The sequence below is a fragment of the Streptomyces sp. NPDC001536 genome (assembly GCF_042894505.1).
Classification (GTDB): Bacteria; Actinomycetota; Actinomycetes; order Streptomycetales; family Streptomycetaceae; genus Streptomyces.
The window spans coordinates 1-21,409 of sequence record NZ_JBIAVQ010000037.1 but is presented as its reverse complement, the minus strand read 5'-3'; the positions used below and the strand labels follow the sequence as shown (position 1 = coordinate 21,409).

General features: G+C 72.3%; 21 protein-coding genes. 8 read left to right on the top strand and 13 right to left on the bottom strand.

The genetic code is table 11. From position 1 onward, the window contains the following. Nucleotides 1-136: 136 nt before the first annotated feature. A complete protein-coding gene (locus tag ACFY0U_RS45335) occupies nt 137-430 on the top strand; it encodes a DUF6332 family protein (RefSeq protein WP_388646350.1) in 294 nt (97 codons plus the stop codon). Here the strand turns inward: ACFY0U_RS45335 and ACFY0U_RS45330 are convergent. Genes ACFY0U_RS45330 through ACFY0U_RS45320 form a run of 3 tightly spaced genes read right to left on the bottom strand, consistent with a single transcriptional unit; the run spans nt 391 to nt 4,468 of the window. Then, complete coding sequence (locus ACFY0U_RS45330) at nt 391-1,056, bottom strand: response regulator (protein ID WP_388646348.1); 666 nt, start codon at nt 1,054-1,056, stop codon at nt 391-393. The genes ACFY0U_RS45335 and ACFY0U_RS45330 overlap by 40 nt on opposite strands. Continuing rightward, nucleotides 1,053-2,273 carry a sensor histidine kinase gene (locus ACFY0U_RS45325; RefSeq protein WP_388646345.1) on the bottom strand — a complete coding sequence of 407 codons (1,221 nt, stop codon included), beginning with the start codon at nt 2,271-2,273 and terminating at the stop codon, nt 1,053-1,055. The genes ACFY0U_RS45330 and ACFY0U_RS45325 overlap by 4 nt, the downstream gene beginning before the upstream one ends. Nucleotides 2,274-2,326: 53 nt before the next feature. Then, nucleotides 2,327-4,468, bottom strand: coding sequence for an MMPL family transporter (locus tag ACFY0U_RS45320; protein WP_388646343.1), 2,142 nt, complete (start codon nt 4,466-4,468; stop codon nt 2,327-2,329). 247 nt (nt 4,469-4,715) lie between these two features. On the opposite strand from ACFY0U_RS45320, the gene ACFY0U_RS45315 reads away from it, so the two are divergent. Next, nucleotides 4,716-5,507, top strand: a complete 792-nt coding sequence (locus ACFY0U_RS45315; RefSeq protein ID WP_388646341.1) for a BTAD domain-containing putative transcriptional regulator — start codon at nt 4,716-4,718, stop codon at nt 5,505-5,507. Here ACFY0U_RS45315 and ACFY0U_RS45310 read toward each other — a convergent pair. Continuing rightward, nucleotides 5,456-6,193, bottom strand: coding sequence for a TetR/AcrR family transcriptional regulator (locus ACFY0U_RS45310; RefSeq protein WP_388646339.1), 738 nt, complete (start codon nt 6,191-6,193; stop codon nt 5,456-5,458). The genes ACFY0U_RS45315 and ACFY0U_RS45310 overlap by 52 nt on opposite strands. 149 nt (nt 6,194-6,342) lie before the next feature. Here ACFY0U_RS45310 and ACFY0U_RS45305 point away from each other — a divergent pair, with 149 nt between their 5' ends. Beyond that, nucleotides 6,343-6,792, top strand: a complete 450-nt coding sequence (locus ACFY0U_RS45305; protein ID WP_388646337.1) for a nitroreductase family deazaflavin-dependent oxidoreductase — start codon at nt 6,343-6,345, stop codon at nt 6,790-6,792. Here the strand turns inward: ACFY0U_RS45305 and ACFY0U_RS45300 are convergent. Continuing rightward, a complete protein-coding gene (locus ACFY0U_RS45300; RefSeq protein ID WP_388646334.1) occupies nt 6,776-8,020 on the bottom strand; it encodes a geranylgeranyl reductase family protein in 1,245 nt (414 codons plus the stop codon). The genes ACFY0U_RS45305 and ACFY0U_RS45300 overlap by 17 nt on opposite strands. Before the next feature lie 132 nt (nt 8,021-8,152). On the opposite strand from ACFY0U_RS45300, the gene ACFY0U_RS45295 reads away from it, so the two are divergent. Both ACFY0U_RS45295 and ACFY0U_RS45290 read left to right on the top strand, forming a co-directional pair. Then, nucleotides 8,153-9,508, top strand: coding sequence for a dipeptidase (locus ACFY0U_RS45295; protein WP_388646331.1), 1,356 nt, complete (start codon nt 8,153-8,155; stop codon nt 9,506-9,508). A gap of 95 nt (nt 9,509-9,603) precedes the next feature. Next, nucleotides 9,604-10,665, top strand: coding sequence for a protein kinase family protein (locus tag ACFY0U_RS45290; RefSeq protein ID WP_388646329.1), 1,062 nt, complete (start codon nt 9,604-9,606; stop codon nt 10,663-10,665). Here the strand turns inward: ACFY0U_RS45290 and ACFY0U_RS45285 are convergent. From ACFY0U_RS45285 to ACFY0U_RS45275, 3 genes are all read right to left on the bottom strand, one after another. Continuing rightward, nucleotides 10,635-11,675: an NUDIX domain-containing protein gene (locus ACFY0U_RS45285; RefSeq protein ID WP_388646326.1), complete on the bottom strand. Its 1,041-nt coding sequence runs from the start codon at nt 11,673-11,675 to the stop codon at nt 10,635-10,637. The two genes, ACFY0U_RS45290 and ACFY0U_RS45285, sit on opposite strands and share 31 nt — an antisense overlap. 138 nt (nt 11,676-11,813) lie before the next feature. Continuing rightward, nucleotides 11,814-12,005 carry a hypothetical protein gene (locus ACFY0U_RS45280; RefSeq protein ID WP_388646325.1) on the bottom strand — a complete coding sequence of 64 codons (192 nt, stop codon included), beginning with the start codon at nt 12,003-12,005 and terminating at the stop codon, nt 11,814-11,816. 112 nt (nt 12,006-12,117) lie between these two features. Next, the gene (locus ACFY0U_RS45275) at nt 12,118-13,065 is read right to left on the bottom strand and encodes an ROK family protein (RefSeq protein ID WP_388646323.1); all 948 of its coding nucleotides are present in this window, start codon (nt 13,063-13,065) and stop codon (nt 12,118-12,120) included. Between the two features lie 194 nt (nt 13,066-13,259). On the opposite strand from ACFY0U_RS45275, the gene ACFY0U_RS45270 reads away from it, so the two are divergent. Together ACFY0U_RS45270 and ACFY0U_RS45265 are read left to right on the top strand one after the other, a co-directional pair. After that, the gene (locus ACFY0U_RS45270) at nt 13,260-14,309 is read left to right on the top strand and encodes a LacI family DNA-binding transcriptional regulator (protein WP_388646321.1); all 1,050 of its coding nucleotides are present in this window, start codon (nt 13,260-13,262) and stop codon (nt 14,307-14,309) included. A gap of 190 nt (nt 14,310-14,499) precedes the next feature. Further along, the gene (locus ACFY0U_RS45265) at nt 14,500-15,315 is read left to right on the top strand and encodes a hypothetical protein (protein WP_388646320.1); all 816 of its coding nucleotides are present in this window, start codon (nt 14,500-14,502) and stop codon (nt 15,313-15,315) included. On the opposite strand, the gene ACFY0U_RS45260 is transcribed toward ACFY0U_RS45265, so the two are convergent. The 3 genes from ACFY0U_RS45260 to ACFY0U_RS45250 form a co-directional block, all read right to left on the bottom strand. Beyond that, nucleotides 15,261-17,069 carry a serine/threonine-protein kinase gene (locus ACFY0U_RS45260; RefSeq protein WP_388646317.1) on the bottom strand — a complete coding sequence of 603 codons (1,809 nt, stop codon included), beginning with the start codon at nt 17,067-17,069 and terminating at the stop codon, nt 15,261-15,263. The two genes, ACFY0U_RS45265 and ACFY0U_RS45260, sit on opposite strands and share 55 nt — an antisense overlap. Before the next feature lie 78 nt (nt 17,070-17,147). Beyond that, nucleotides 17,148-17,399 (bottom strand): hypothetical protein, encoded by a 252-nt coding sequence (locus tag ACFY0U_RS45255; protein ID WP_388646314.1) that lies wholly within the window; start codon nt 17,397-17,399, stop codon nt 17,148-17,150. Between the two features lie 23 nt (nt 17,400-17,422). Further along, entirely contained in the window at nt 17,423-18,718 is a 1,296-nt protein-coding gene (locus tag ACFY0U_RS45250) for a DUF6986 family protein (protein WP_388646313.1), read from the bottom strand. A gap of 190 nt (nt 18,719-18,908) precedes the next feature. On the opposite strand from ACFY0U_RS45250, the gene ACFY0U_RS45245 reads away from it, so the two are divergent. Next, nucleotides 18,909-19,802 carry an endonuclease/exonuclease/phosphatase family protein gene (locus tag ACFY0U_RS45245; protein ID WP_388646311.1) on the top strand — a complete coding sequence of 298 codons (894 nt, stop codon included), beginning with the start codon at nt 18,909-18,911 and terminating at the stop codon, nt 19,800-19,802. Between the two features lie 62 nt (nt 19,803-19,864). On the opposite strand, the gene ACFY0U_RS45240 is transcribed toward ACFY0U_RS45245, so the two are convergent. Then, nucleotides 19,865-20,827, bottom strand: a complete 963-nt coding sequence (locus tag ACFY0U_RS45240) for an electron transfer flavoprotein subunit alpha/FixB family protein (protein ID WP_388646310.1) — start codon at nt 20,825-20,827, stop codon at nt 19,865-19,867. A gap of 54 nt (nt 20,828-20,881) precedes the next feature. After that, on the bottom strand, nt 20,882-21,409 hold a 528-nt coding region (locus tag ACFY0U_RS45235; RefSeq protein ID WP_388646309.1), incomplete at its 5' end, for an electron transfer flavoprotein subunit beta/FixA family protein.

Below are 21,409 nucleotides of genomic sequence, written 5' to 3'. Positions count from 1 at the left end.
CGTGTGCGCCCCCCCCCCCCGCGGGCGGGGGGGGCGGGCGGGGGCCCGGGCGCTCTCCGGGGGGGCGCCCCCCGCGCGGGCGCGCCCGCGGGGGGCGCCCCCCCCCCCCCCCCCCCACCGCTGTGAGACTCGTCGTATGACCGGACACGGGGGACGACGGGATCAGGCCGCGCGGGACGCGATCACCGTCGAGATCGGATACGCGCTGTTCAGCGCGGCGTTCGCGGCGGCGGTCGTCTTCGGGGCGCTCGCGGGTCCGGCGCTCTTCTTCGACCTGCCGCGGACGGTGGAGAAGCTCCTGCTCCACGTGGCCCTCGCGGTGGCACCGGTGCTGTTCGTGGCCCGCGTCATCAGTGTGCTGCTGCGCTTCGGGCGCGAGGACGGCTCGGCTCAGCCCAGCCAGCCCGGCCGCACCAACCCCGACTCATAGGCCAGCACGACGAGTTGGGCCCGGTCGCGGGCCCCCAGCTTCACCATCGTGCGGCTGACGTGGGTCTTCGCGGTGAGCGGGCTGACCACCAGGCGCCGGGCGATCTCCTCGTTGGACAGTCCGATGCCGACCAGCGCCATCACCTCCCGCTCCCGCTCGGTGAGCCGGGCCAGCGCGTCGGCCGTCGCGGGCTCCTTGGAACGGGCCGCGAACTCGGCGATCAGCCGCCGGGTCACCCCCGGCGAGAGCAGCGCGTCCCCCTCCACCACCGCCCTGACCGCACGCAGGAGTTCCTCCGGCTCGGTGTCCTTGACCAGGAACCCGGAGGCGCCCGAGCGGATCGCCTCGAAGACGTACTCGTCGAGCTCGAAGGTGGTGAGCATGACCACCCTGACGTCCGCCAGCCGCTCGTCGTCGGTGATCCGGCGGGTCGCGGCGAGACCGTCGAGCACCGGCATCCGGATGTCCATCAGCACGACGTCCGGGCGCAGTTCGCGCACCAGGCGCACCGCCTCCTCGCCGTCGGAGGCCTCGCCGGCCACCTCGATGTCCGGCTGCGCGTCGAGCAGCGCCCGGAATCCGGCCCGGACAAGTGACTGGTCGTCGGCGAGCAGTACGCGGATCACCGGTTCTCCTTCACTGTGAGGGGCAGTACGGCGAGCACCCGGAAGCCCCCGTCGGGACGCGGCCCGGCCTCGATCGTGCCACCCAGGGCCGCGGCCCGCTCCCGCATTCCGGCCAGCCCGTTGCCGCTGCCGCCCGCGTCGGCGCCGGTCGCCGGTCCGTCGTCGTCGATACGGAGCCGTAGCGTCGTCCCTGCGTCCTGAGCGAGGTGCACGCGCGCGTGCCGTGATCCCGAATGCCGTACGACATTGGTGAGCGCCTCCTGGACGATACGGAACGCGGCGAGGTCCGTACCCGGTGCGAGCTTCGGGGCCTCCCCCTCGATCTCCACGGTCAGTCCGGCGCTCGCGGCCTGCTCCACCAGTTCCGGCAGCCGGTCGAGCCCGGGGGCCGGCGCGCGGGGCGCGTCCCCGGGGGTGCGCAGGGTGTCGAGGACCTGGCGGACCTCGCCGAGCGCCTCCTTGCTGGCGGCCTTGATGGTGGTGAGCGCGGTGCGCGCCTGTTCGGGGTCGCTGTCGAGAAGGGCGAGGCCGACACCGGCCTGCACGTTGATCACGGAGATGCTGTGCGCGAGGACGTCGTGCAGTTCACGGGCCATCCTCAGCCGCTCCTCGTCGGCGCGCCGCCGCGCCGCCTGCGCCTGCTCGACCCGCTCCCGCACCCACTGCTCGCGACGGGTCCTGGCCAGCTCGGACAGCGCCACGATGGCGACACCCCAGGCGGCGACCACACCCTCCGAGCCCCAGGAGGCGGCCTCGTCCCCGGAGGGCGGCAGCCACTGGTAGAGCCAGTGGGCCACCAGCACATGCCCGGCCCAGAGGAGACCGAGTGCCGTCCAGGCGGCCTTCCGGTGTCCCGCGACGATGGCGCTGAAGCAGCCCACGGCGAAGGTCACGAAGACCGGCCCGTAGGGGTATCCGGCGCCCAGATAGAGCATCGTGGCGGCCGCCGTGCCGAACACCACGACCACCGGGTACCGCCTGCGCCACAGCAGCAGTCCGGCCGCCACGACGAGCAGCACGCGCGCGAAGGTGTCGAGGGGGGCGCGATCGTCCATCTGCTGCTCGGCGGCGAAGCGGGATCCGCCCAGCACGAAGACCGTGATCAGCACGGTGGACAGCCAGGGCCACCGGGAAGCATGCTCCGCCTCGCCCCAGCGGTGCCACCACGGCGGTCCGTACCGCCACCACAGACCTCCGGACCCGCGCCGCTCATCCATGTCCGCCACGCTAGACGCCGCCCACCGCCGCGGACGTCAGCCGGGCGAGGACATCACACGTACTCCCCCCGAAGTACGTCGCCCTCCCTGACCCGCAGCCGCCGCAGCCGCTTCGGCGCCCACCAGTTCGCCCGCCCCGCGAGCCGCATCGTCACCGGCAGCAGGACGACCCGGATGAGGGTGGCGTCGACGAGGATCGTCAGGGCCGTCCCGACGCCGAGTTCCTTGAGGAAGACGACGCCTCCGGTGGCGTACGACAGGAAGGACAGCGCGAGGATCCCGGCCGCCGCGGTGATCAGCGGTGCGCTGCGCCGGATGCCCTCACCGACCGCGCGCACGGTGTCGCCGGTCCGCTCGTGCTCCTCCTTGATACGGGCCAGCAGGAACACCTCGTAGTCCATGGAGAGCCCGTAGGCCACGCAGAACATCAGCACCGGGATGCTCGGCTCGATGGAGCCGGTCGGGGTGAAGCCCAGGAGCCCGGACAGATGTCCGTCCTGGAAGACCCAGACCAGACAGCCGAACATCACCGACAGGCTGAGCAGATTGAGCACGGTCGCCTTCAGCGGCAGCAGCACGCTGCCGGTCATCAGGAAGAGGATCACGTACGTCGCCACCAGGACCAGGCCCACGGCGAACGGCAGCCGGTCGAGGAGGGTGGCGCGGAAGTCGGTGGTCTCGCCCGGGTAGCCGCCGACGAGGGCGGGGGCCGGGGCGGCGGTGTCCCTGACGCGTTCGACGAGAGCGGGGACGTTCCCGTACATGGCCTCTTGTGTGGGTACGACGGCCAGGCGCGCGCGTCCGTCGGATGCCGTGAGCCGGTCCTGGCCGGGGGCTCCGGCGCGCCGGCCGTCCCGGTAGGCGCCGTCGGGCGCGTCCACCTGGTGCACGCCGGGGACGCGGGAGAGCCGGGCGGCGTACGCGCGCGTGTCGGCGGGTTCGGTCAGGACGACCTGGATGGTGTCGGTGGGTTCGGCGGCGAACTCGCGGTGCACGATCTCGGAGGTGGTGCGCGAGGACGTGCCCGCGGGCAGGGTGCGCTCGTCGGGGAGGCCGAAGCGCAGGCCGAGCAGGGGGGCGGCGGCGACGAGGAGGACCGTGAGCACTCCGGCACCGGCGAGGAGCGGGCGGCGCATGGCCGCGAGCGCGGTGCGGTGCCAGAAGCCGGAGGCCGGTGCGGTGGGCCGTTCCACGCGGTGTCCCCAGCGGGCGAGCGCGGCCGGCAGGACGAGCACGGCCCCGGCGACCGCGCCGAGGACGACGAGGACACCGGCGTAGGCGAACGAGCTCAGGAAGAAGAACGGGAACACCAGCAGCGCGCACAGCGACACGGCGACGGTGATCCCGCTGAAGACGACCGTGCGGCCGGCGGTGACGGTCGCCGCGAGGACGGCCGCCTCCCGGTCGCGGCCCGCGCCACGTTCCTCGCGGTAGCGGTTGATGACGAACAGGCCGTAGTCGACGCCCAGTCCGAGGCCGAGCACGAGGGCCAGGTTCGCGGCGAACGTGGACACCTCGGTGAACTGCGCCAGCAGCCGCAGCCCCGCTAGCGCGCCGAGGACGGAGAACAGTCCGACGGCCACGGTCAGCAGGGCGGCCGCGGTGCGCCGGTAGACCAGGACCAGCAGGAGCACCACGACCGGCAGGGCGAACGCCTCCGCCCGCAGGAAGTCGGCGCGGGCCTCCTCGCCGACCTGCCGGGAGATCTCCTCCTGTCCGCCGACGCGGACGTCGAGTTCGGGGGTGGTGCGGGTCAACCGGGGTGAGAGGGCGGCCAGTTCCTCACGGGTCTCGGTGGCGTCACCGGCCAGATGTACGAGGATCAGGGCACGCCGCCCGTCCTCGCCGCGCAGGGCGGAGCTGTCGGCGTCCCAGTAGGACGTCACGTCCATGACCCGCGGCAACTCCGCGACCTCCGCGACCAGTTCACGCCCGGCCCGCTCGGTGCGCGCGCTGTCCACGTCACCGTCGCGGGCCGTGACCAGGAGGGCGAGATTGGGGTTCCCGGTGCGGAAGTCGTCGCGCAGCAGGTCCCCGGCCCGCACCGACTCGGTGCCGGGCGCGCTCCACCGCGACAGATCGAGATCCTCCTGGGCGCCCGCGCCGTAGGCGCCGAGACCGAGCAGGACGAGTAGTGCGCCGATCAGCACGGCGCCACTGCGCCGCACCGCCAGACGGCCGAGCCGGGTGAGCATGGGGCAGCCCTTCCAGGGGAGTTCGGGATCGAGTGACCCGCCCACCGTCCGCCCGCCCGCTGGAAGGCCCGCTGGAAGATCCACTGGAAGACGGCGAAGGGTGGCTTTGCCACCTGGTCGATGAGGGGCACTGGTGTGCACGGACGCCGTCTGCGTCGAGTCCTGTCCGAAGATCTCCCTGCCGCGGCCGCGCAAGCGGAATCTGGTCGTCCCGGCATGAGGACGCGGGCGGCGTTAGGCTCGACGCATGGGTGAGGGGACTGCCGGGACCGTGCGGTGCGAACTGCTGGGCCCGCTGAGGGCGTTGCGCGACGATGTGGAGATCCCGCTGGGTCCGCCGAAGCAGCGCGCGGTTCTCGCCGTGCTGTTGCTCCAGGAGGGGCGGGCCCTGTCGTACGACGGGCTGGTCGAGGCGGTGTGGGGTGGTGCGCCGCCGGTGCATGCGCGCAACCTTGTGCAGAAGTACGTCTCCGGGCTGCGCCGCGCGCTCGGGGAGGGTGTGCTGCTGGAGTGGACGGGCGCGGGGTACCGGCTGACCGGCACCGCCATCGGCGACCTGGCCGAACGGCGGCTCCTGGTGGACGAGGCGCGCGCCGCGCGGGACGCCGGTGAGGTGCGGCGGGCTGTCGAACTGGCGCGCCGGGCCGAGGAGTTGTGGCGCGGCGACTTCGCGGAGGGCCTGCGGGCGCCCTGGCTGGCGGCGGAGCGGCTGCGCTGGGCCGAGAAGCGGCTCACGGTCCTGGAAGCCCGGCTGGAGGGCGAGATCGCGCTCGGCCGTTCCTTCGAGTACGTCCATGAGCTGGTCCGTCTCGTGGCGACGCACCCTTTGCGTGAGCGCCTGGTCGAGCTGCTGATGCTCGCGCTGTGCCGACTCGGCCGCCCCTCCGACGCGCTCACGGCCTACGAGGGCGTCCGGCGGCGGCTCGCGGAGGCGATGGGGGCGGACCCGGGACCGGCGCTGCGGTCCCTGCATGCCCGGGTGCTGCGTCAGGACCCGGAACTGCTGCCCTCTGCCTCACCGGCGGTGCCGGTCGGCTGAACCACCAGCCCCACCCCGTGGGCGAGTCGGACTGCCGCCTGCCGGAAGAACGGGTCGCGGTCCTCGACGACCCGGTTGAACTGCCCGAACAGCTCGAACCCCACCAGCCCGAACAGCTGGGCCCAGGCCGCGACGAGCGCCGCGACCGACTCCGGCGGCAGGTCGGGGGCCAGGTCCGCGGCCATCCGCTCGGCCTCGGGGCGCAGTTCGGCGGGGAGCGGGGGCTCGGTCAGGGCGGACTTCTCGTGGGCGTCGCGGACGATGCCGATGAGGAGGAGGCCGACGCGGGCGGCGGCCGGGACCGTGGTGTCGGGCGCGGTGTAGCCCGGCACCGGGGAGCCGTAGATCAGCGCGTATTCGTGCGGATGCCGGAGCGCCCAGCCGCGTACCGCCTCGCACACCGCGGTCCAGCGCTCGGCGGGGCCGGCGTCGGCGACCTTGGCGTGCGCCGCCTCCGCGCTCTCGCCGAGGGAGTTGTAGGCGTCGATGATGAGGTCGGTGAGCAGGTCGTCACGGCTCGGGAAGTAGCGGTAGAGCGCGGAGGAGACCATGCCGAGCTCACGCGCGACGGCCCGCAGCGAGAGCTTCGCGGCACCGTCGGCGGCGAGCTGTCTGCGCGCCGCGTCCTTGATGGCCGCGGTGACTTCGATCCTGGCCCGGGCACGGGCGCCGTGTGCGGTGCTCATACGGGCCAGTGTCCCATGAATACAGAGCAGTGCACACAAACGAGAGCAGCGAACAAAAAAGAGAGCACTGCTCTTGCTCTGGAGCACCGTTCTGGAGCAGACTGAGGGCACAGCGAGAGCACCGCTCTCTCAATCCGACGGGAGTCACCATGTCGCAGCCGTACTACCTCAAGGGCAGCCCGCTCAACGTCCGCTTCAACAGCGTCTTCGGCTGGCTGGCCCGGCACGGCCTCAGCCTGGCGGGGATGGCGGAGATGTCGGTGCGCGGCCGCAAGAGCGGCAAGATGCAGCGCATCCCGGTCAACCCGCACACCTACGAGGGCGGGCAGTACCTGGTCTCGGCCCGCGGCCACTCCCAGTGGGTGCGCAACATGCGCGTGGCCGGCGGCGGGGAGCTGCGGGTGGGCCGCAAGGTCCGCGAGTTCACCGCGGTGGAGCTGCCCGACGCGGAGAAGCTCCCGATCCTGCGGACCTACCTGGAGAAGTGGGGCTGGGAGGTCAACCAGTACTTCCAGGGCGTCACCGCGAAGTCCTCCGACGAGGAGATCGCCGCGGCGGCCCAGGACCACCCCGTCTTCCGGATCACCGTGAGGAAGTGACCTCGTCGCCGTCCGGTACCTGCCGACGGTCCAGCGCGGCCAGGACACGCTGGGCCATGGGACGGCCGCGGACGAGCTCACCCAGCGTCGTGGACCCGCGGGTGATCTCCATGAACGCCCTCCAGGCGGGCCGGAACCCGGTCAGCGCCGCGTGGAAGAGGCCAGGGCGGCGCTCGAACGCCATCAGCAGCCGCTTGCCGACGCTCATCTCCACGCCGAGACCCGCCTTCACGGCGAACGCGTAGTTCAGGGCCTGGCGCCGGGTGTCCACCGCGTCATGCGCCTCGGCGATCCGCACCGCCCACTCCCCCGCGAGCCGCCCCGAACGCAGCGCGAACGAGATGCCCTCGCGCGTCCACGGCTCCAGGAGCCCCGCCGCGTCCCCGCACACCAGCACCCGGCCGCGGGACAGCGGAGAGTCGTCGGCCCGGCAGCGGGTCAAGTGACCGGAGGAGATGCTCGGTTCGAACCCGGCGAGCCCGAGCCGCCCGATGAACTCCTCCAAGTACCGCTTGGTCGCGGCCCCTTCGCCGCGCGCCGAGATCACCCCGACCGTGAGGGTGTCGCCCTTGGGGAAGACCCAGCCGTAACTGCCGGGCATCGGACCCCAGTCGATGAGCACCCGCCCCTGCCAGTCCTCGGCCACGGTCTCGGGCACCGGGATCTCCGCCTCCAGGCCCAGATCCACCTGGTCGAGCTTCACCCCGACATGTGCTCCTATCCGGCTGGCGCTGCCGTCCGCGCCGACGACCGCCCGCGCGAGCACCGTCTCGCCGCTCTGAAGGACCACGGCGACGGTACGCCGGTCCGGCACCGCCGAACCGTGCTGCTCGACCCGCTGGACGGCGGCGCCCGTGCGCAGCTCGGCGCCGGCCTTCTGGGCGTGCTCGACGAGCTGGTGGTCGAACTCGGGCCGGTTGATCAGCCCGAACAGCATCTGCTTGGAGCGACGCGTCCGGGTGAAGCGGCCGTTGTGGGAGAAGGTCACCGCGTGCACCCGGTCCCGCAGCGGCAGCTCGAAGCCGGGTGGCAGGGAGTCGCGCGAGGGGCCGATGATGCCGCCGCCGCACGTCTTGTAGCGGGGCAGCTCCGCTTTCTCCAGCAACAGCACACGGCGGCCGGCCACCGCCGCCGCGTACGCGGCCGAGGCGCCTGCCGGCCCCGCACCCACCACGACGACGTCCCACACCTGCCGCGCGTCGTCCGCCGAAGAGCTCTCGCTGGTCACGATGGTCTACTGCTCCGATCAAGCCCGTTGCCGCACCTGCCTCCCGCATCCTACGACCGTCATCGCCGCAGGCCACTGTGGGAGGATCTCCATACCCACGTGTACAACGTCGCACCTACAAGGAGCGTGCCCATGTCGTCGAATCCGGTCGCCGAGACCGTCGCCTCGCTGATGCCCAGGGCGCGGGCGGAGCTCACCGAACTGGTGGCGTTCAAGTCGGTGGCGGACTTCGACCAGTTCCCCAGGAGCGAGAGCGAGGGCGCCGCCCGCTGGGTCGCCGACGCGCTCACCGCCGAGGGCTTCCAGGACGTGGCCCTGCTCGACACCCCGGACGGCACCCAGTCGGTGTACGGCTACCTGCCCGGGCCCGCGGGCGCGAAGACCGTCCTGCTCTACGCGCACTACGACGTGCAGCCGCCGCTGGACGAGGCCGCCTGGACCACTCCGCCGTTCGAGCTGACCGAGCGCGACGGGCGCTGGTACGGGCGCGGTGCCGCCGACTGCAAGGGCGGCGTGATCATGCACCTGCTCGCGCTGCGCGCCCTGAAGGCGAACGGCGGTGTGCCGGTGCACGTCAAGGTGATCGCCGAGGGCTCCGAGGAGATGGGCACGGGCGGTCTGGAGCGGTACGCCGAGGAACACCCGGACCTCCTGGAGGCCGACACCATCGTCATCGGCGACGCGGGCAACTTCCGGGTCGGTCTGCCGACGGTCACCTCCACCCTCCGTGGCATGACCATGCTCCGGGTGCAGGTCGACACGCTCCAGGGCAACCTGCACTCGGGCCAGTTCGGCGGCGCGGCGCCCGACGCGCTGGCCGCGTTGATCCGCGTACTGGACTCGCTGCGCGCGAAGGACGGTTCGACGACGGTCGACGGCCTCGCCCCCGAGACCGGGTGGGACGGCCTTCAGTACGACGAGGAGCAGTTCCGCGAGGACGCGAAGGTCCTGGACGGCGTCGAGCTGATCGGCTCGGGCACGGTCGCCGACCGCATCTGGGCGCGTCCGGCCGTCACGGTCCTCGGCATCGACTGCCCGCCGGTCGTCGGCGCCACCCCGTCCGTGCAGGCGAGCGCCCGCGCGCTGGTCAGCCTGCGGGTGCCGCCGGGTGTCGACGCCGCCGAGGCGACCAAGCTGCTCCAGGCCCACCTGGAGGCGCACACCCCGTGGGGCGCCCGGGTGCGCACCGAGCAGATCGGCCAGGGCCAGCCCTTCAGCGCCGACACGACCAGCCCGGCGTACGCGGCGATGTCCGAGGCCATGTCGGTCGCCTACCCGGGCCAGGAGATGCAGTACGCGGGCCAGGGCGGCTCCATCCCCCTGTGCAACACCCTCGCCGCGCTCTACCCGCACGCCGAGATCCTCCTCATCGGCCTCAGCGAGCCCGAGGCCCAGATCCACGCCGTGAACGAGAGCGTGTCCCCACAGGAACTGGAACGCCTCTCGGTCGCGGAGGCACTGTTCCTGCGCAACTACGCGGCGGGCTGACCGGCGCCGACACACAGCGGAGGGCCCTCGTCCTGGGACGGGGGCCCTTCCCGCGTTCTCCCTCAATTCCGGGTCGGCTCACTGAAGATGGGGCCATGGCCCCCACTACGCGCGTCGCTGTCCATTCAGAGCTCGCGACGTCCCTCTCGCTCCTCGGTGACCGCGAACTCGCGGAGCTGGTGGCGTCGGGAACACCGCTCGCCACCGGAATCGGCGGACGTGCGGCGCTCGTCGAGGTGGACGGCAGACGGGTCTTCGTGAAGCGGGTGCCGCTCACCGACCTCGAACGGCGGCCGGAGAACGTCCGGTCCACGGCGAACCTCTTCCGGGCGCCGCCGTACTTCCACTACGGCATCGGCAGCCCCGGCCTGGGTGCCTGGCGGGAACTCGCCGTGCACACCATGACCACCAACTGGGTATTGGCCGACCGCTTCCCGGGCTTCCCGCTGATGCACCACTGGCGGCTCCTGCCCGACACCCCGCAGCCCCTGGCCCCCGAGCTGGCGGACGTGGAGCGGACCGTCGCCTACTGGGGCGGCGGTTCGGCGGTGCGCGAGCGCATCGAGGCGTTGCGGACGGCGTCCGCGAGCCTGGCACTGTTCCTGGAGTACGTCCCGCACACCCTCCACGACTGGTTGGACGCCCGGTTGCGCACGGACGACGCCGACGCCGCGTGCGCTCTGGTGGAGCAGCAGCTCGGCGAGATCACCGGATTCCTCCGCGGCCGCGAACTCCTGCACTTCGACGCCCACTTCCAGAACATCCTCACCGACGGCCGAAGGCTCTACCTCGCCGACTACGGCCTCTCCCTGTCCACCCGCTTCCGCCTCACCCCGCAGGAGCGCGCCTTCTTCGACCGGCATCGGCACTACGACCGCGACTACACCACCAGACACCTGGTGATCTGGCTCGTCACCGCCCTCTTCGGGCATCGCGGCCAGGAACGGGACGCCTTCATCCGCGCATGGGCCGACGGCGAGCGGCCCGAGGGCGGCATCCCTCGGGCCGCGGCCGACATCATCACCCGCTACGCCCGACCGGCAGCCGTCATGAACGACTTCGCCCGTCGCCTGATCGAGGAGAGCAGACTGACCCCCTATCCGGACGAGGCGCTGGACGCCGCCGCTCAGGCTGTCGGAATGCCTGCTTCCAGATAGAGCGCGGCCCCGCGTTCCCGGGCCCGCAGCGCCCACCGCAGCCGTTCGTAGCGGACGGGTGGCAGCAGGTCGGCGGCCTCCTGCTCGGTGACGAAACGCCAGTCCCGCAGTTCGGGGCCGGGCAGCAGCACCCGGCCCGCCTGTGCGGAGTCGAGGCGGCCGCCGTCGAAGAGGAGGCGCAGACCGCCGTAGCCGGGCGGCCGGGGCTGCTCCCAGTCGACGACGAGGAGCCGCGGTACGTCCTCCAGCCGTATCCCGGTCTCCTCGGCGACCTCCCGGATACCGGCCCGCGCGGGCGCCTCACCGGGTTCGACGACGCCGCCGGGGAACTCCCAGCCGGCCTTGTAGGTGGGGTCGACGAGCAGCACCCGGTCCTGCTCGTCGAAGAGGAGGACTCCGGCGGCGAGGGTCTCGGCGGTCGGTTCGGGGGTCTGCACGATGTCGCAGACGGGTACGGAACCGGATCCGACCGCCTCCGCGATCCGGACGGCGGTCTCGTACGGGGTGAGGGCGCCGTTGTCGACGGGGTGGGCGTCGGCGGTCAGCCAGGAGGCGAGGGCGGTGCGGTACGGCTCGATGTGGTCGTAGGACCACTGCCGTACCCGTGTGTCGCCGTCGGGCAGATCGGGCGGGATCTCCCGCCCGGCTATTCGCTCCCGCAGGATCGTTTCGGCCGGGGCGAGAAGGAGATGCCGGACCGCGATCCGGCGGGCGGCGAGGCCGCCGAAGATCTCGTCGCGGTACTCCTGGCGCAGCAGGGTCATGGGGACCACGAGGGTCCCGCCGAGCTCGGCCAGCATGGCGGCGGCCGTGTCGATCACGAGACGTCGCCAGATCGGCAGGTCCTGGAAGTCACCGACCTCGGCGAGGTGCTTGGGCGGGAGCAGGTGCGTCAGCGCTCCGCCGATGACCTCGGGGTCGAAGAGCGTGCTGTTCGGGATCAGTTCGATCAGTTCTCGTGCGGTGGTGGTCTTCCCCGCACCGAACGCACCGTTGATCCAGACGATCACGGTTCCCCCTCTTCTGTTGGCCCCCTGAGGCTTGCCCGCTTCACCCTGCCACGGAAACCAGCCGCAGTTGAGGGGGCGCATACGACGGCGCCGGCGCCCCCTGACGCAAGGGGCACCGGCGCCGTTTCCCGGTCGGCCTCAGCCGTTCTGCCCGAGGGCGGTGTCGTCGACGGCGAGGCTGTCGCTGGCGATCGTGTCGCCGAGCGTGCTGACGGTCTTGTCCACGTCGAGGTCGGGCAGGTCGCCCCCCGCGGCGTGCGAGGGGGTGACCGCGGCGACGACGAAACCGGTGGCCATGGTGGCGATGGCGAGCATGGTGCGCTTCTTCATGCCCGGATCAACGGCGCGGGCGAGCGTGAGTCACGGGAACGTCGCCGAAAGCGGCCGGCGGAAGTACGCGGAGGGCGTCCGGCCGCCGAGTGAACGTTCCTGCCCCGGCCCCTCAGACCGTGGCCGCGTCCGTCCGCTTCGCGAGCGCGGCCGCCGCCGCACCCACCAGACCCGCGTCGGTGCCCATCTGGGCCGGGGTGACCACCAGGCGCTGCACGAACGACAGGGTGGCGTAGTCGGTCAGGGCCTTGCGCAGCGGCGTGAACAGGACGTCGCCCGCCTTGCCCACACCGCCGCCGATCACGGCGATGTCGATCTCGACGAGGGTCGCGGTGGCGGCGATGCCGGCCGCGAGCGCCCGGGCGGCCCGTTCGAAGGAGGCCACGGCGATGGGGTCGCCGGCCCGGGCGGCGGCGGCCACCGCCGCGGCCGAGGTGTCTCCGTCGGGGCCGGGGAGCCAGCCGTTCGCGACAGCCCGGCGGGCGATGTTCGGACCGCTCGCGATGCGCTCCACACAACCGCGCGAACCGCACGCGCACGGGTCGCCGTCCATGTCCACGCTGATGTGGCCGATGTGGCCCGCGTTGCCCGTCGGACCGGGGTGCAGACGGCCGTTGAGGACCAGGCCCCCGCCGACGCCCGTCGAGACGACCATGCACAGCGCGTTGTCGTGGCCACGGGCCGCACCCTGCCAGTGCTCGGCCGCGGTGATCGCCACGCCGTCGCCGATCAGCTCGACGGGCAGCCCACCGGTCGCCTCCCGTACCCGCCGGACCAGCGGATAGTCGCGCCAGCCGGGCACGTTGACCGGGCTCACGGTGCCCGCGGAGGCGTCCACAGGACCCGCGCTGCCGATACCGAGGGCGGAGGCGCGTCCCCACAGCGGCGACGCGGTGAGCTCGCCGAGCACCTCCTCGACGGCACCCATCACGGTCTCGCCGTCCTCCTTGGCGGGCGTGGCGCGCTGGGCTCGCACCAGGATCCGGCCCTGGTCGTCGACCAGCGCCCCGGCGATCTTGGTGCCGCCGATGTCGAGCGCGGCCACGAGGTCGGTGTGCATCAGTGTGTGATCTCCCGGTCAACCATGAGCAGGGGTGGGCCGATCCCGGGGTGGGGGCACGGAACCGGAGATTGCGGTGGACAGTGTCCCCCGCATCTGACAACGTTGTCCAGGCTCTATGCTCGACGCCACATCCTCATACAAAATCATGGACGCCGCACCTTTCTCGGACGACAGGAACAGGACGCCGCATCGTGCCCGACTCCACCCGCCGCGCAGACCGCATCTCCGCCTCGCGTTACGGCAACCGTCCGACGATGAAGGACGTGGCCGCGCGCGCCGGGGTCGGCCTCAAGACGGTCTCCCGTGTGGTCAACGGCGAACCGGGCGTCACACCGGAGACCGAGCGCCGGGTCCAGGAGGCCATCGACGCGCTCGGCTTCCGCCGAAACGACAGTGCGCGGGTGCTGCGCAAGGGCAGCACCGCCAGCATCGGGCTGGTCCTGGAGGACCTCGCGGACCCCTTCTACGGGCCGCTGAGCCGCTCCGTCGAGGAGGTGGCCCGTGCTCACGGCGCCCTGCTGATCAACGGGTCCAGCGCGGAGGACCCGGACCGCGAGCAGGAGTTGGTCCTGGCGCTGTGCGCACGGCGGGTGGACGGCCTGGTGGTCATCCCGGCCGGTGACGACCACCGGTATCTGGAGCCCGAGCTGAAGGCGGGCGTCGCCACGGTGTTCGTGGACCGCCCGGCCGGACAGATCGACGCCGACGTCGTCCTCTCCGACAACTTCGGCGGCGCCCGCGACGGCGTGGCCCACCTCATCGCCCACGGGCACCGCCGGATCGGCTTCATCGGCGACATGCCCCGTATCCACACCGCCGCCGAGCGGCTGCGCGGCTACCGGGCCGCCATGGAGGACGCGGGCATACCGGTCGAGGACTCCTGGATGTCCCTCGGCGTCACGGACCCCGAGCGGGTGCGCCGGGCGGCCGAGGAGATGCTCTCCGGACCGGCGCCGGTCACCGCGGTGTTCGCGGGCAACAACCGGGTGACGGTCACGGTGGTCCGTGTCCTCGCCGAACAGTCCCGGCACGTCGCCCTGGTCGGCTTCGACGACATCGAACTCGCCGACCTCCTCCAGCCGGGCGTCACCGTCGTGGCCCAGGACGCCGCCGCCCTCGGCCGCACGGCCGCCGAGCGCCTCTTCCGCCAACTCGACGGGACCCTGATCACCCCGGAACGCATCGAACTCCCCACCCGCCTCATCACCCGCGGCTCGGGCGAACTGCCGCCGGCGGACTGAGCGGCGGATGGCGGAGCGCACGCGCGAGGTACAGCAGGCCGAGCAGGCCCCGGACGGACACGCGGGCAGGTCCGCACTGTCCGCAGGCGACCCACCACAGCCGTCATCGGACCCAGATGGGGACCCCGGCGGGCCGTCACGGCCGGGGCCGCCGGCCCCCGATTCCTCGGCAAGCGGTCACCGGCACGCCGTGCCCGCCTTCCAACCGGCCCCGGACGCCCGCTCCTTGGAAGCCCTCGGGCTGGCCGAGGCGCCGCGTGATCATCCGCTGCTGTACCCGGGTGCTTGGCCGGTCGACTCCGGGCTCCTGGACGGGGACCTCTTCCTACCCCTGGACCGGCTGGTGCACGAGGACCGCGTCCCCGTCCTCGCCGTCGGCTCCAACGCCAGCCCGGCCCAACTGCGCCACAAGATGGCCGAGTACGGGATCACCTCCCCCATCCCGATGGTGCGGACCCGTGTCACGGGCATCGACATCGGCGTCTCGGCGCATGTGAGCCTGCTGGGGTATGTGTCCGCCTCACCGGTCGACGCGCCCGCCACCGTACGGGAGTTGTTCGTCACCTGGCTCGACGCGGAGCAGTTGGCGGTGGTCGACGCGAGCGAGGGAGTGCCGCTGCCGACCGGCAATTACCAACGCGTCTGGCTGCCCTCCCCCGAGGTACGGATCGAGCTCGCGGGCGGCACACGACTCCCGGGCGTGTACGTGTACGTCAACCGCCACGGCGTCCTCCACGACGGCACCGGCGCCCCCCGCACCCACCCGGGCCAGCGGGCGCTGCTCACCGAACTCCTCGTCGGCTCGGCGCGGTTGAGGGAGCTGTTCGGGGTCACGCCCGAGGAGTTCTGTGCCCGGGCGCGGGCCGACCGAGGACTGTGCCGGCAGGGCACGCGGCTCTTCAAGGAGGAGAAGCTGGTGACCTCCTCCGGCCTGGAGCGCCACGTGCGGGCTCAGCAGACCGGGAGCCCCGGCACCGGTTCGTCGTTGTCGCCGCCCTTGATGTAGACGTCGCTGACGTAGACGTTCGTGTTGCCGCTGTCGTCGTCCGTCCTGGCCCACCACACGTTGGTCCACTCGCCGTCCGTCTCGCGGCGGCCCAGGTTCGCCTGGCAGTAGAAGTAGTTGGTGCCCGCCTTGAGGATGCCGACCTTGGTGCCGGAGGCGGTGTAGGAGTCGGCGGTCTTCCAGACCGTGCAGTTGTACTTGCCGCCGCCTATGGCGGAGCAGGACGGGGCGGGGGTCGTCGCGCCCCCGCCTCCCGTCGCGCCGCCGTCACTGGAGCCCCCGCCGCCCGAGGTCCTTGTCGGGGTGGGCGTGGTGGCCCGGTCCGTGGGGGTGCTCTCGGGCGTGCGGCTCGGTGTCCGGGTCGCCGTCGGGGTCTTCTCGTCCCCCCGCCCGGTGGGCTCGGGGTCGTCCGTGGGGACGGCGTCGCCCCGGCCGCGTGCCGAGGAGGTGGCCTCGATTCCGGTGGCGGTCGCCGTGGGTCGCGCGCCGGTCTCCTTGTCGCCGCCGCTGTTCAGCAGGGCGACGGTGACGCCGGCCGACGCCAGGACGACGGTGACGGCCGCGGCGGCGAGGAGCACGCGGCCCTTGCGGCGGGAGGGGCGGGGGGTGTCCATGGGGCCGGTGACGGCCGGGGCCGGCGGTCCCGGGGCGGCCGGCCCGAAGCCGTGCGGCGGCGGTCCCGCGTGGCCGGGAGCAGCGTGGCCCTGCGGGACGGGGACGCCGTAGCCCGGAGGACCGAAGCCCTGGGCTCCCGCGCCGCCCTGCCCCACCGGCTCCACCGGCCCGAATCCCGGCGGCACCGAAGGCACCGTGCGCTCCGTCTCCGCCGTTCCCGCCGTTCCCGCCGACGCCGCCCCCGCCGTACCCCGCAGAGTCGTCGTCGCGGAATCCGTGCCGCCCGCGTCCGCGACCGCCTGGAGCAGTTCCCGCGCCTCCTCCGCCTCGGGACGGCCCTCGGGCCGCTTGTCCATCAGCCGCCGGAGCACGGGCCCGAGCGTTCCCGCGCGAGCGGGTTCCGGGAGCGGCTCGGTGACGATCGCGGTGAGGGTGGAGAAGGTGGACGTGCGACGGAAGGGCGAGGAGCCCTCCACCGCGGCGTACAGCGTGGCGCCCAGGGCCCAGATGTCGGAGGCCGGGCCAGGGTTGGCGCCCTGGGCCCGTTCGGGCGCCAAGTAGTCGAGGGAGCCGACGAGTTCGCCGCTGTGGGTGAGGTGGGTGGCGGAGCCGTCGCCCGGGTCCTCCATCGTCGCGATGCCGAAGTCGGTGAGGACGACCCGCCCCGACCGGTCGAGCAGGATGTTGCCGGGCTTGACGTCCCGGTGCAGGACGCCGACGCGGTGGGCGGCCGCCAGCGCGTCCATGACCTTGGCGCCGATCCCGGCGGCCTCACCGGGGTCGAGGGTGCCGCGCTCGCGCAGGACGTCGTCCAGGGAGGGCCCGTCCACCAGCTCCATGACGATCAGCGGACGGCCGTCGACCTCGGTCACGTCGTGGACGGCGACGACGCCGGGATGGCGCACCCGGGCGGCGGCGCGGGCCTCGCGCTGCATACGCAGCCGCAGACCGGCGAGCTCGGGGCCCTCGGAGTCGGTGTAGGTGCGCAGTTCCTTGACGGCGACCTCACGGCCGAGGACCTCGTCGACGGCCCGCCAGACCACGCCCATGCCGCCCCGGCCGAGCTGCGCCACGACGCGATAGCGCCCGGCCAGCACTCGGCCGGTCCCGTCCGTGCGTCCGTTCTCCCCCGATGACACCGTTGCCCCGTTCCTGTGACCCGTCCATGCGTGGCGCCCAGACTAATCCGTCACGCACGGCTCGCAGGGTGCCGCCCGTCACTCGTAGACGGTCGCCGCGCTCAACGCCCGGGCCAGGAAGGTCCAGTCGCCCCCGGCGGGGAGGTCCTTGTCGAAGTTCCGGTACCAGCCCGGCGCGGAGTCGATCCACGCCGAGAGCGCCTCCAGGAAGGTGTCGAGGGTGCGGTTCTCCCACTCGTCACCGCGCTGGAGGCACTCCTCGTGCAGTGCGCGGACGAACGCGGCCAGTTCCTCACGGGTGCGTATCTCGTCATCGGGTCCCAGAGTCATGGCCGCAATCTAGCGGCCCCTAACTACTGGCCGGAGATCGTCAGGTCGCCGCGCCGCGGTGCCGCGAAGCCCTCCAGGTCGGCCCTGGTCAGGCCGGTCAGCCGGGCGACCTCGGCGATGTCGAGGGCGCCGCAGTCCAGGCCGCGCAGCAGATAGCCGGCGAGGGCCTTGGCGGTGGCGGGCTCGTCCATGACGTCGCCGCCGGTGTGGTTGGCGTAGCGGGCGAGCCGGGCGGCGGCCTGCTCGAAGCCCTCGCGGTAGAAGGCGAAGACGGCGGCGTACCGGGTGGGGATGTGGCCGGGGTGCATGTCCCAGCCCTGGTAGTAGGCGCGCGACAGGGCGCGGCGGGTGAGGCCGTAGTGCAGCCGCCAGGCGTCGTGGACCTTCGCCGTCGGGCCGATCGGCAGGACGTTCGTGGAGCCGTCGGAGACGCGTACCCCGGTGCCGGCCGCGGCGACCTGCATGATCGCCTTGGCGTGGTCGGCGGCGGGGTGGTCGCTGGCCTGGTAGGCGGCGGAGACGCCGAGGCAGGCGCTGTAGTCGAAGGTGCCGTAGTGCAGTCCGGTGGCGCGCCCCTCGGCGGCCTGGATCATCCGGGCGACGGTGGCGGTGCCGTCGGTGGCGAGGATGGACTGGCTTGTCTCGATCTGGATCTCGAAGCCGATCCGGCCGGGCTCCAGGCCCCGCGCCTTCTCGAACTCCTCCAGGAGGCGCACCATGGCGGTGACCTGCTCGGCGTAGGTCACCTTCGGCAGCGTGAGGACGAGCCCCTCGGGCAGACCGTCGGCCTCCATCAGTCCGGTGAGGAAGATGTCCAGCGTGCGGATGCCGCGGTCGCGCACCGCCGTCTCCATGCACTTCATGCGGATGCCCATGTACGGGGCCGCCGTGCCGTTCTCGTACGCCTCGGCGATCAGACGGGCCGAACGGGCCGCGTCCTGGTCCTCGTCCTTGCCCTGGTAGCCGTCCTCGAAGTCCACCCGAAGGTCTTCGATCGGCTCGCGCTCCAGCTTGGCGCGTACCCGGGTGTACACCGGCTCGGCGAGTTCGTCGGAAAGGCCCAGTACGGCGGCGAAGGACGCGGCGTCCGGAGCGTGTTCGTCGAGGGCCGCGAGGGCCCGGTCGCCCCAGGAGCGCAGGGTGCCGGCGGCGAAAGCGTCACCGGGGACGTAGACGGTGTGGACGGGCTGGCGAGTGCCGGGGTCACCGGGGTAGCGGCGCTCCAGCTCGGCGTCGACCGGCGCGAGGGAGGCGCTGATCTCCTCGCTGACGGCGCCCGCGAGGCTTGTCGCCACCTGCTCCTGCTGGCCCTGACCCATGCCACACCCTCCTGTTTTCCACTCTACGGAATCAACAATCCGTTGAACGAAGTTATCCGTGAAGCTTCCGGCTGGTCAACACCCCGTCCACAGCATGAGCCGCGGCGTTCATTCGGCATGCCAAGTACCTCCAGGCCATCTTTCGCACACCGGTTCGCACCTTCATCCTGATCCGTCGGGAGGGGATTACATGCCGGACACCACCACGATGACGCGCCGCATGGGGCTGAGAACGGCGATGGCCGCCGCTCTCACCCTGCCGCTGCTGGCCACGATGCCCGCCTCCGCCGCCAAGTCGGTCAGCCGCCGACTCGACGCCATGTCGTTCAACCTGCGCTTCGCGAGCACCACCGAACCCAACAGCTGGGCCGCCCGCCGCCCGGTGATGCGCCGCCTGTTACGCCGCGAGGCACCCACCTTCATCGGCACGCAGGAAGGCCTCTACCGGCAACTCCTCGACATCCACACCGACCTCGGCCCGGACTACGACTGGATCGGCACCGGCCGCGAGGGCGGGAGCCACGACGAGTCCACGGCGATCTTCTACGACGCCCGCCGCCTCGCTCCGCTGGAGCACGACACGTACTGGCTCTCCGACACCCCGAGGACCATCGGCTCGAACACCTGGGGTGCCGCGCTGCCGCGGATCGTCACCTGGGTCCGGTTTCGCGACCGGGCCGACGACGGGCGCGAGTTCTACGTCCTCAACACCCACTTCGACCATGTGAGCCAGTACGCGCGCGAGCGGGCCGCGCTGCTCGTCGCCGAGGGCATCGGATCGTTCGACCGTTCCCTGCCGGTCGTGGTGACCGGCGACTTCAACGCGGCGGCCCACACCAACCAGGCCTACACCACGCTTATCGAGTCCGGGCTCGTCGACACCTGGGACGCGGCGGCCGAGCGCAGCAGGCTGTACGCCACGTTCCACGGCTACAAGCCGCTGACGCCCGGCGGCGACCGCATCGACTGGATCCTGGCCACGCCACGGGTCACCGTCCACCGGGCCAGGATCAACACGTTCGCGTGGAACGGACAGTTCCCGAGCGACCATCTGCCGGTTCAGGCATCCCTGACCCTGGAATGAGCCGAGGCCCCCGTGAGCCGCTCGGGAAGCGGTCACGGGGGCCTCGTCACGCCTGAGTGCGATCAGCCCTTGCGGGTGTTGATCTCCTCGGTGAGGGCGGGGACGACGTCGAAGAGGTCGCCGACGACGCCGTAGTCGACGAGGTCGAAGATCGGGGCCTCGGCGTCCTTGTTGATCGCGACGATCGTCTTGGACGTCTGCATGCCCGCGCGGTGCTGGATCGCGCCGGAGATGCCGGAGGCGATGTACAGCTGCGGCGACACACTCTTGCCGGTCTGGCCGACCTGGTTGGTGTGCGGGTACCAGCCGGCGTCCACGGCGGCGCGCGAGGCGCCCACGGCCGCGCCGAGGGAGTCGGCGAGCGCCTCGATGAGCGCGAAGTTCTCCGCGCCGTTGACGCCACGGCCGCCGGAGACCACGATCGCGGCCTCGGTCAGCTCGGGGCGGCCGGTCGACTCGCGCGGGGTGCGGGCGGTGACCTTGGTGCCGGTGGCGAGCTCACCGAAGGAGACGGTCAGGGCCTCGACGGTGCCGGCGGCCGGGGCGGCCTCCACGGCGGCGGAGTTGGGCTTGACGGTGATGACCGGGGTGCCCTTGACGACACGGGTCTTGGTGGAGAAGGACGCGGCGAACACCGACTGGGTGGCCACCGGGCCCTCGTCACCGGCTTCGAGGTCGACGGCGTCGGTGATGATGCCGGACCCGATGCGCAGCGCGAGGCGGGCGGCGATCTCCTTGCCCTCCGCGGAGGACGGCACCAGCACGGCGGCCGGGGAGACGGCGTCGTAGGCGGCCTGGAGGGCGTCGACCTTCGGGACGACCAGGTAGTCGGCGTACTCGGCGGCCTCGTGGGTGAGGACCTTGACGGCGCCGTGCTCGGCGAGCGCGGCGGCGGTGTCGGCGGCGCCGTTGCCCAGCGCGACCGCGACGGGCTCGCCGATGCGGCGGGCGAGCGTCAGCAGCTCCAGGGTGGGCTTGCGGACGGCACCGTCCACGTGATCGACGTAGACGAGAACTTCAGCCATGGGAATGCTCTCCTGCGAATTGCGAAGTCTGAGGGGCGGTGAGGGGGGTGAGCCTTAGATGAACTTCTGGCTCGCGAGGTACTCGGCGAGCTGCTTGCCGCCCTCGCCCTCGTCCTTGACGATCGTGCCCGCGGTACGCGCCGGGCGCTGCGCCGCGGAGTCGACCTTGGTCCAGGCGCCCTCGAGACCGACCTCGTCGGCCTCGATCTCCAGGTCCTCCAGGTCCCAGGACTCCACCGGCTTCTTCTTGGCGGCCATGATGCCCTTGAAGGACGGGTAACGCGCCTCGCCCGACTGGTCGGTGACCGACACGACGGCCGGCAGCGAGGCCTCCAGCTGCTCGGACGCGGCGTCGCCGTCGCGGCGGCCCTTGACCGTGCCGTCCTCGACCGAGACCTCGGACAGCAGGGTGACCTGCGGGACACCCAGACGCTCGGCGACCAGCGCCGGCACGATGCCCGCGGTGCCGTCGGTGGAGGCCATGCCGGAGATCACCAGGTCGTAGCCGGCCTTCTCGATCGCCTTCGCCAGCACCAGCGAGGTACCGATGGCGTCCGTGCCGTGCAGGTCGTCGTCCTCGAC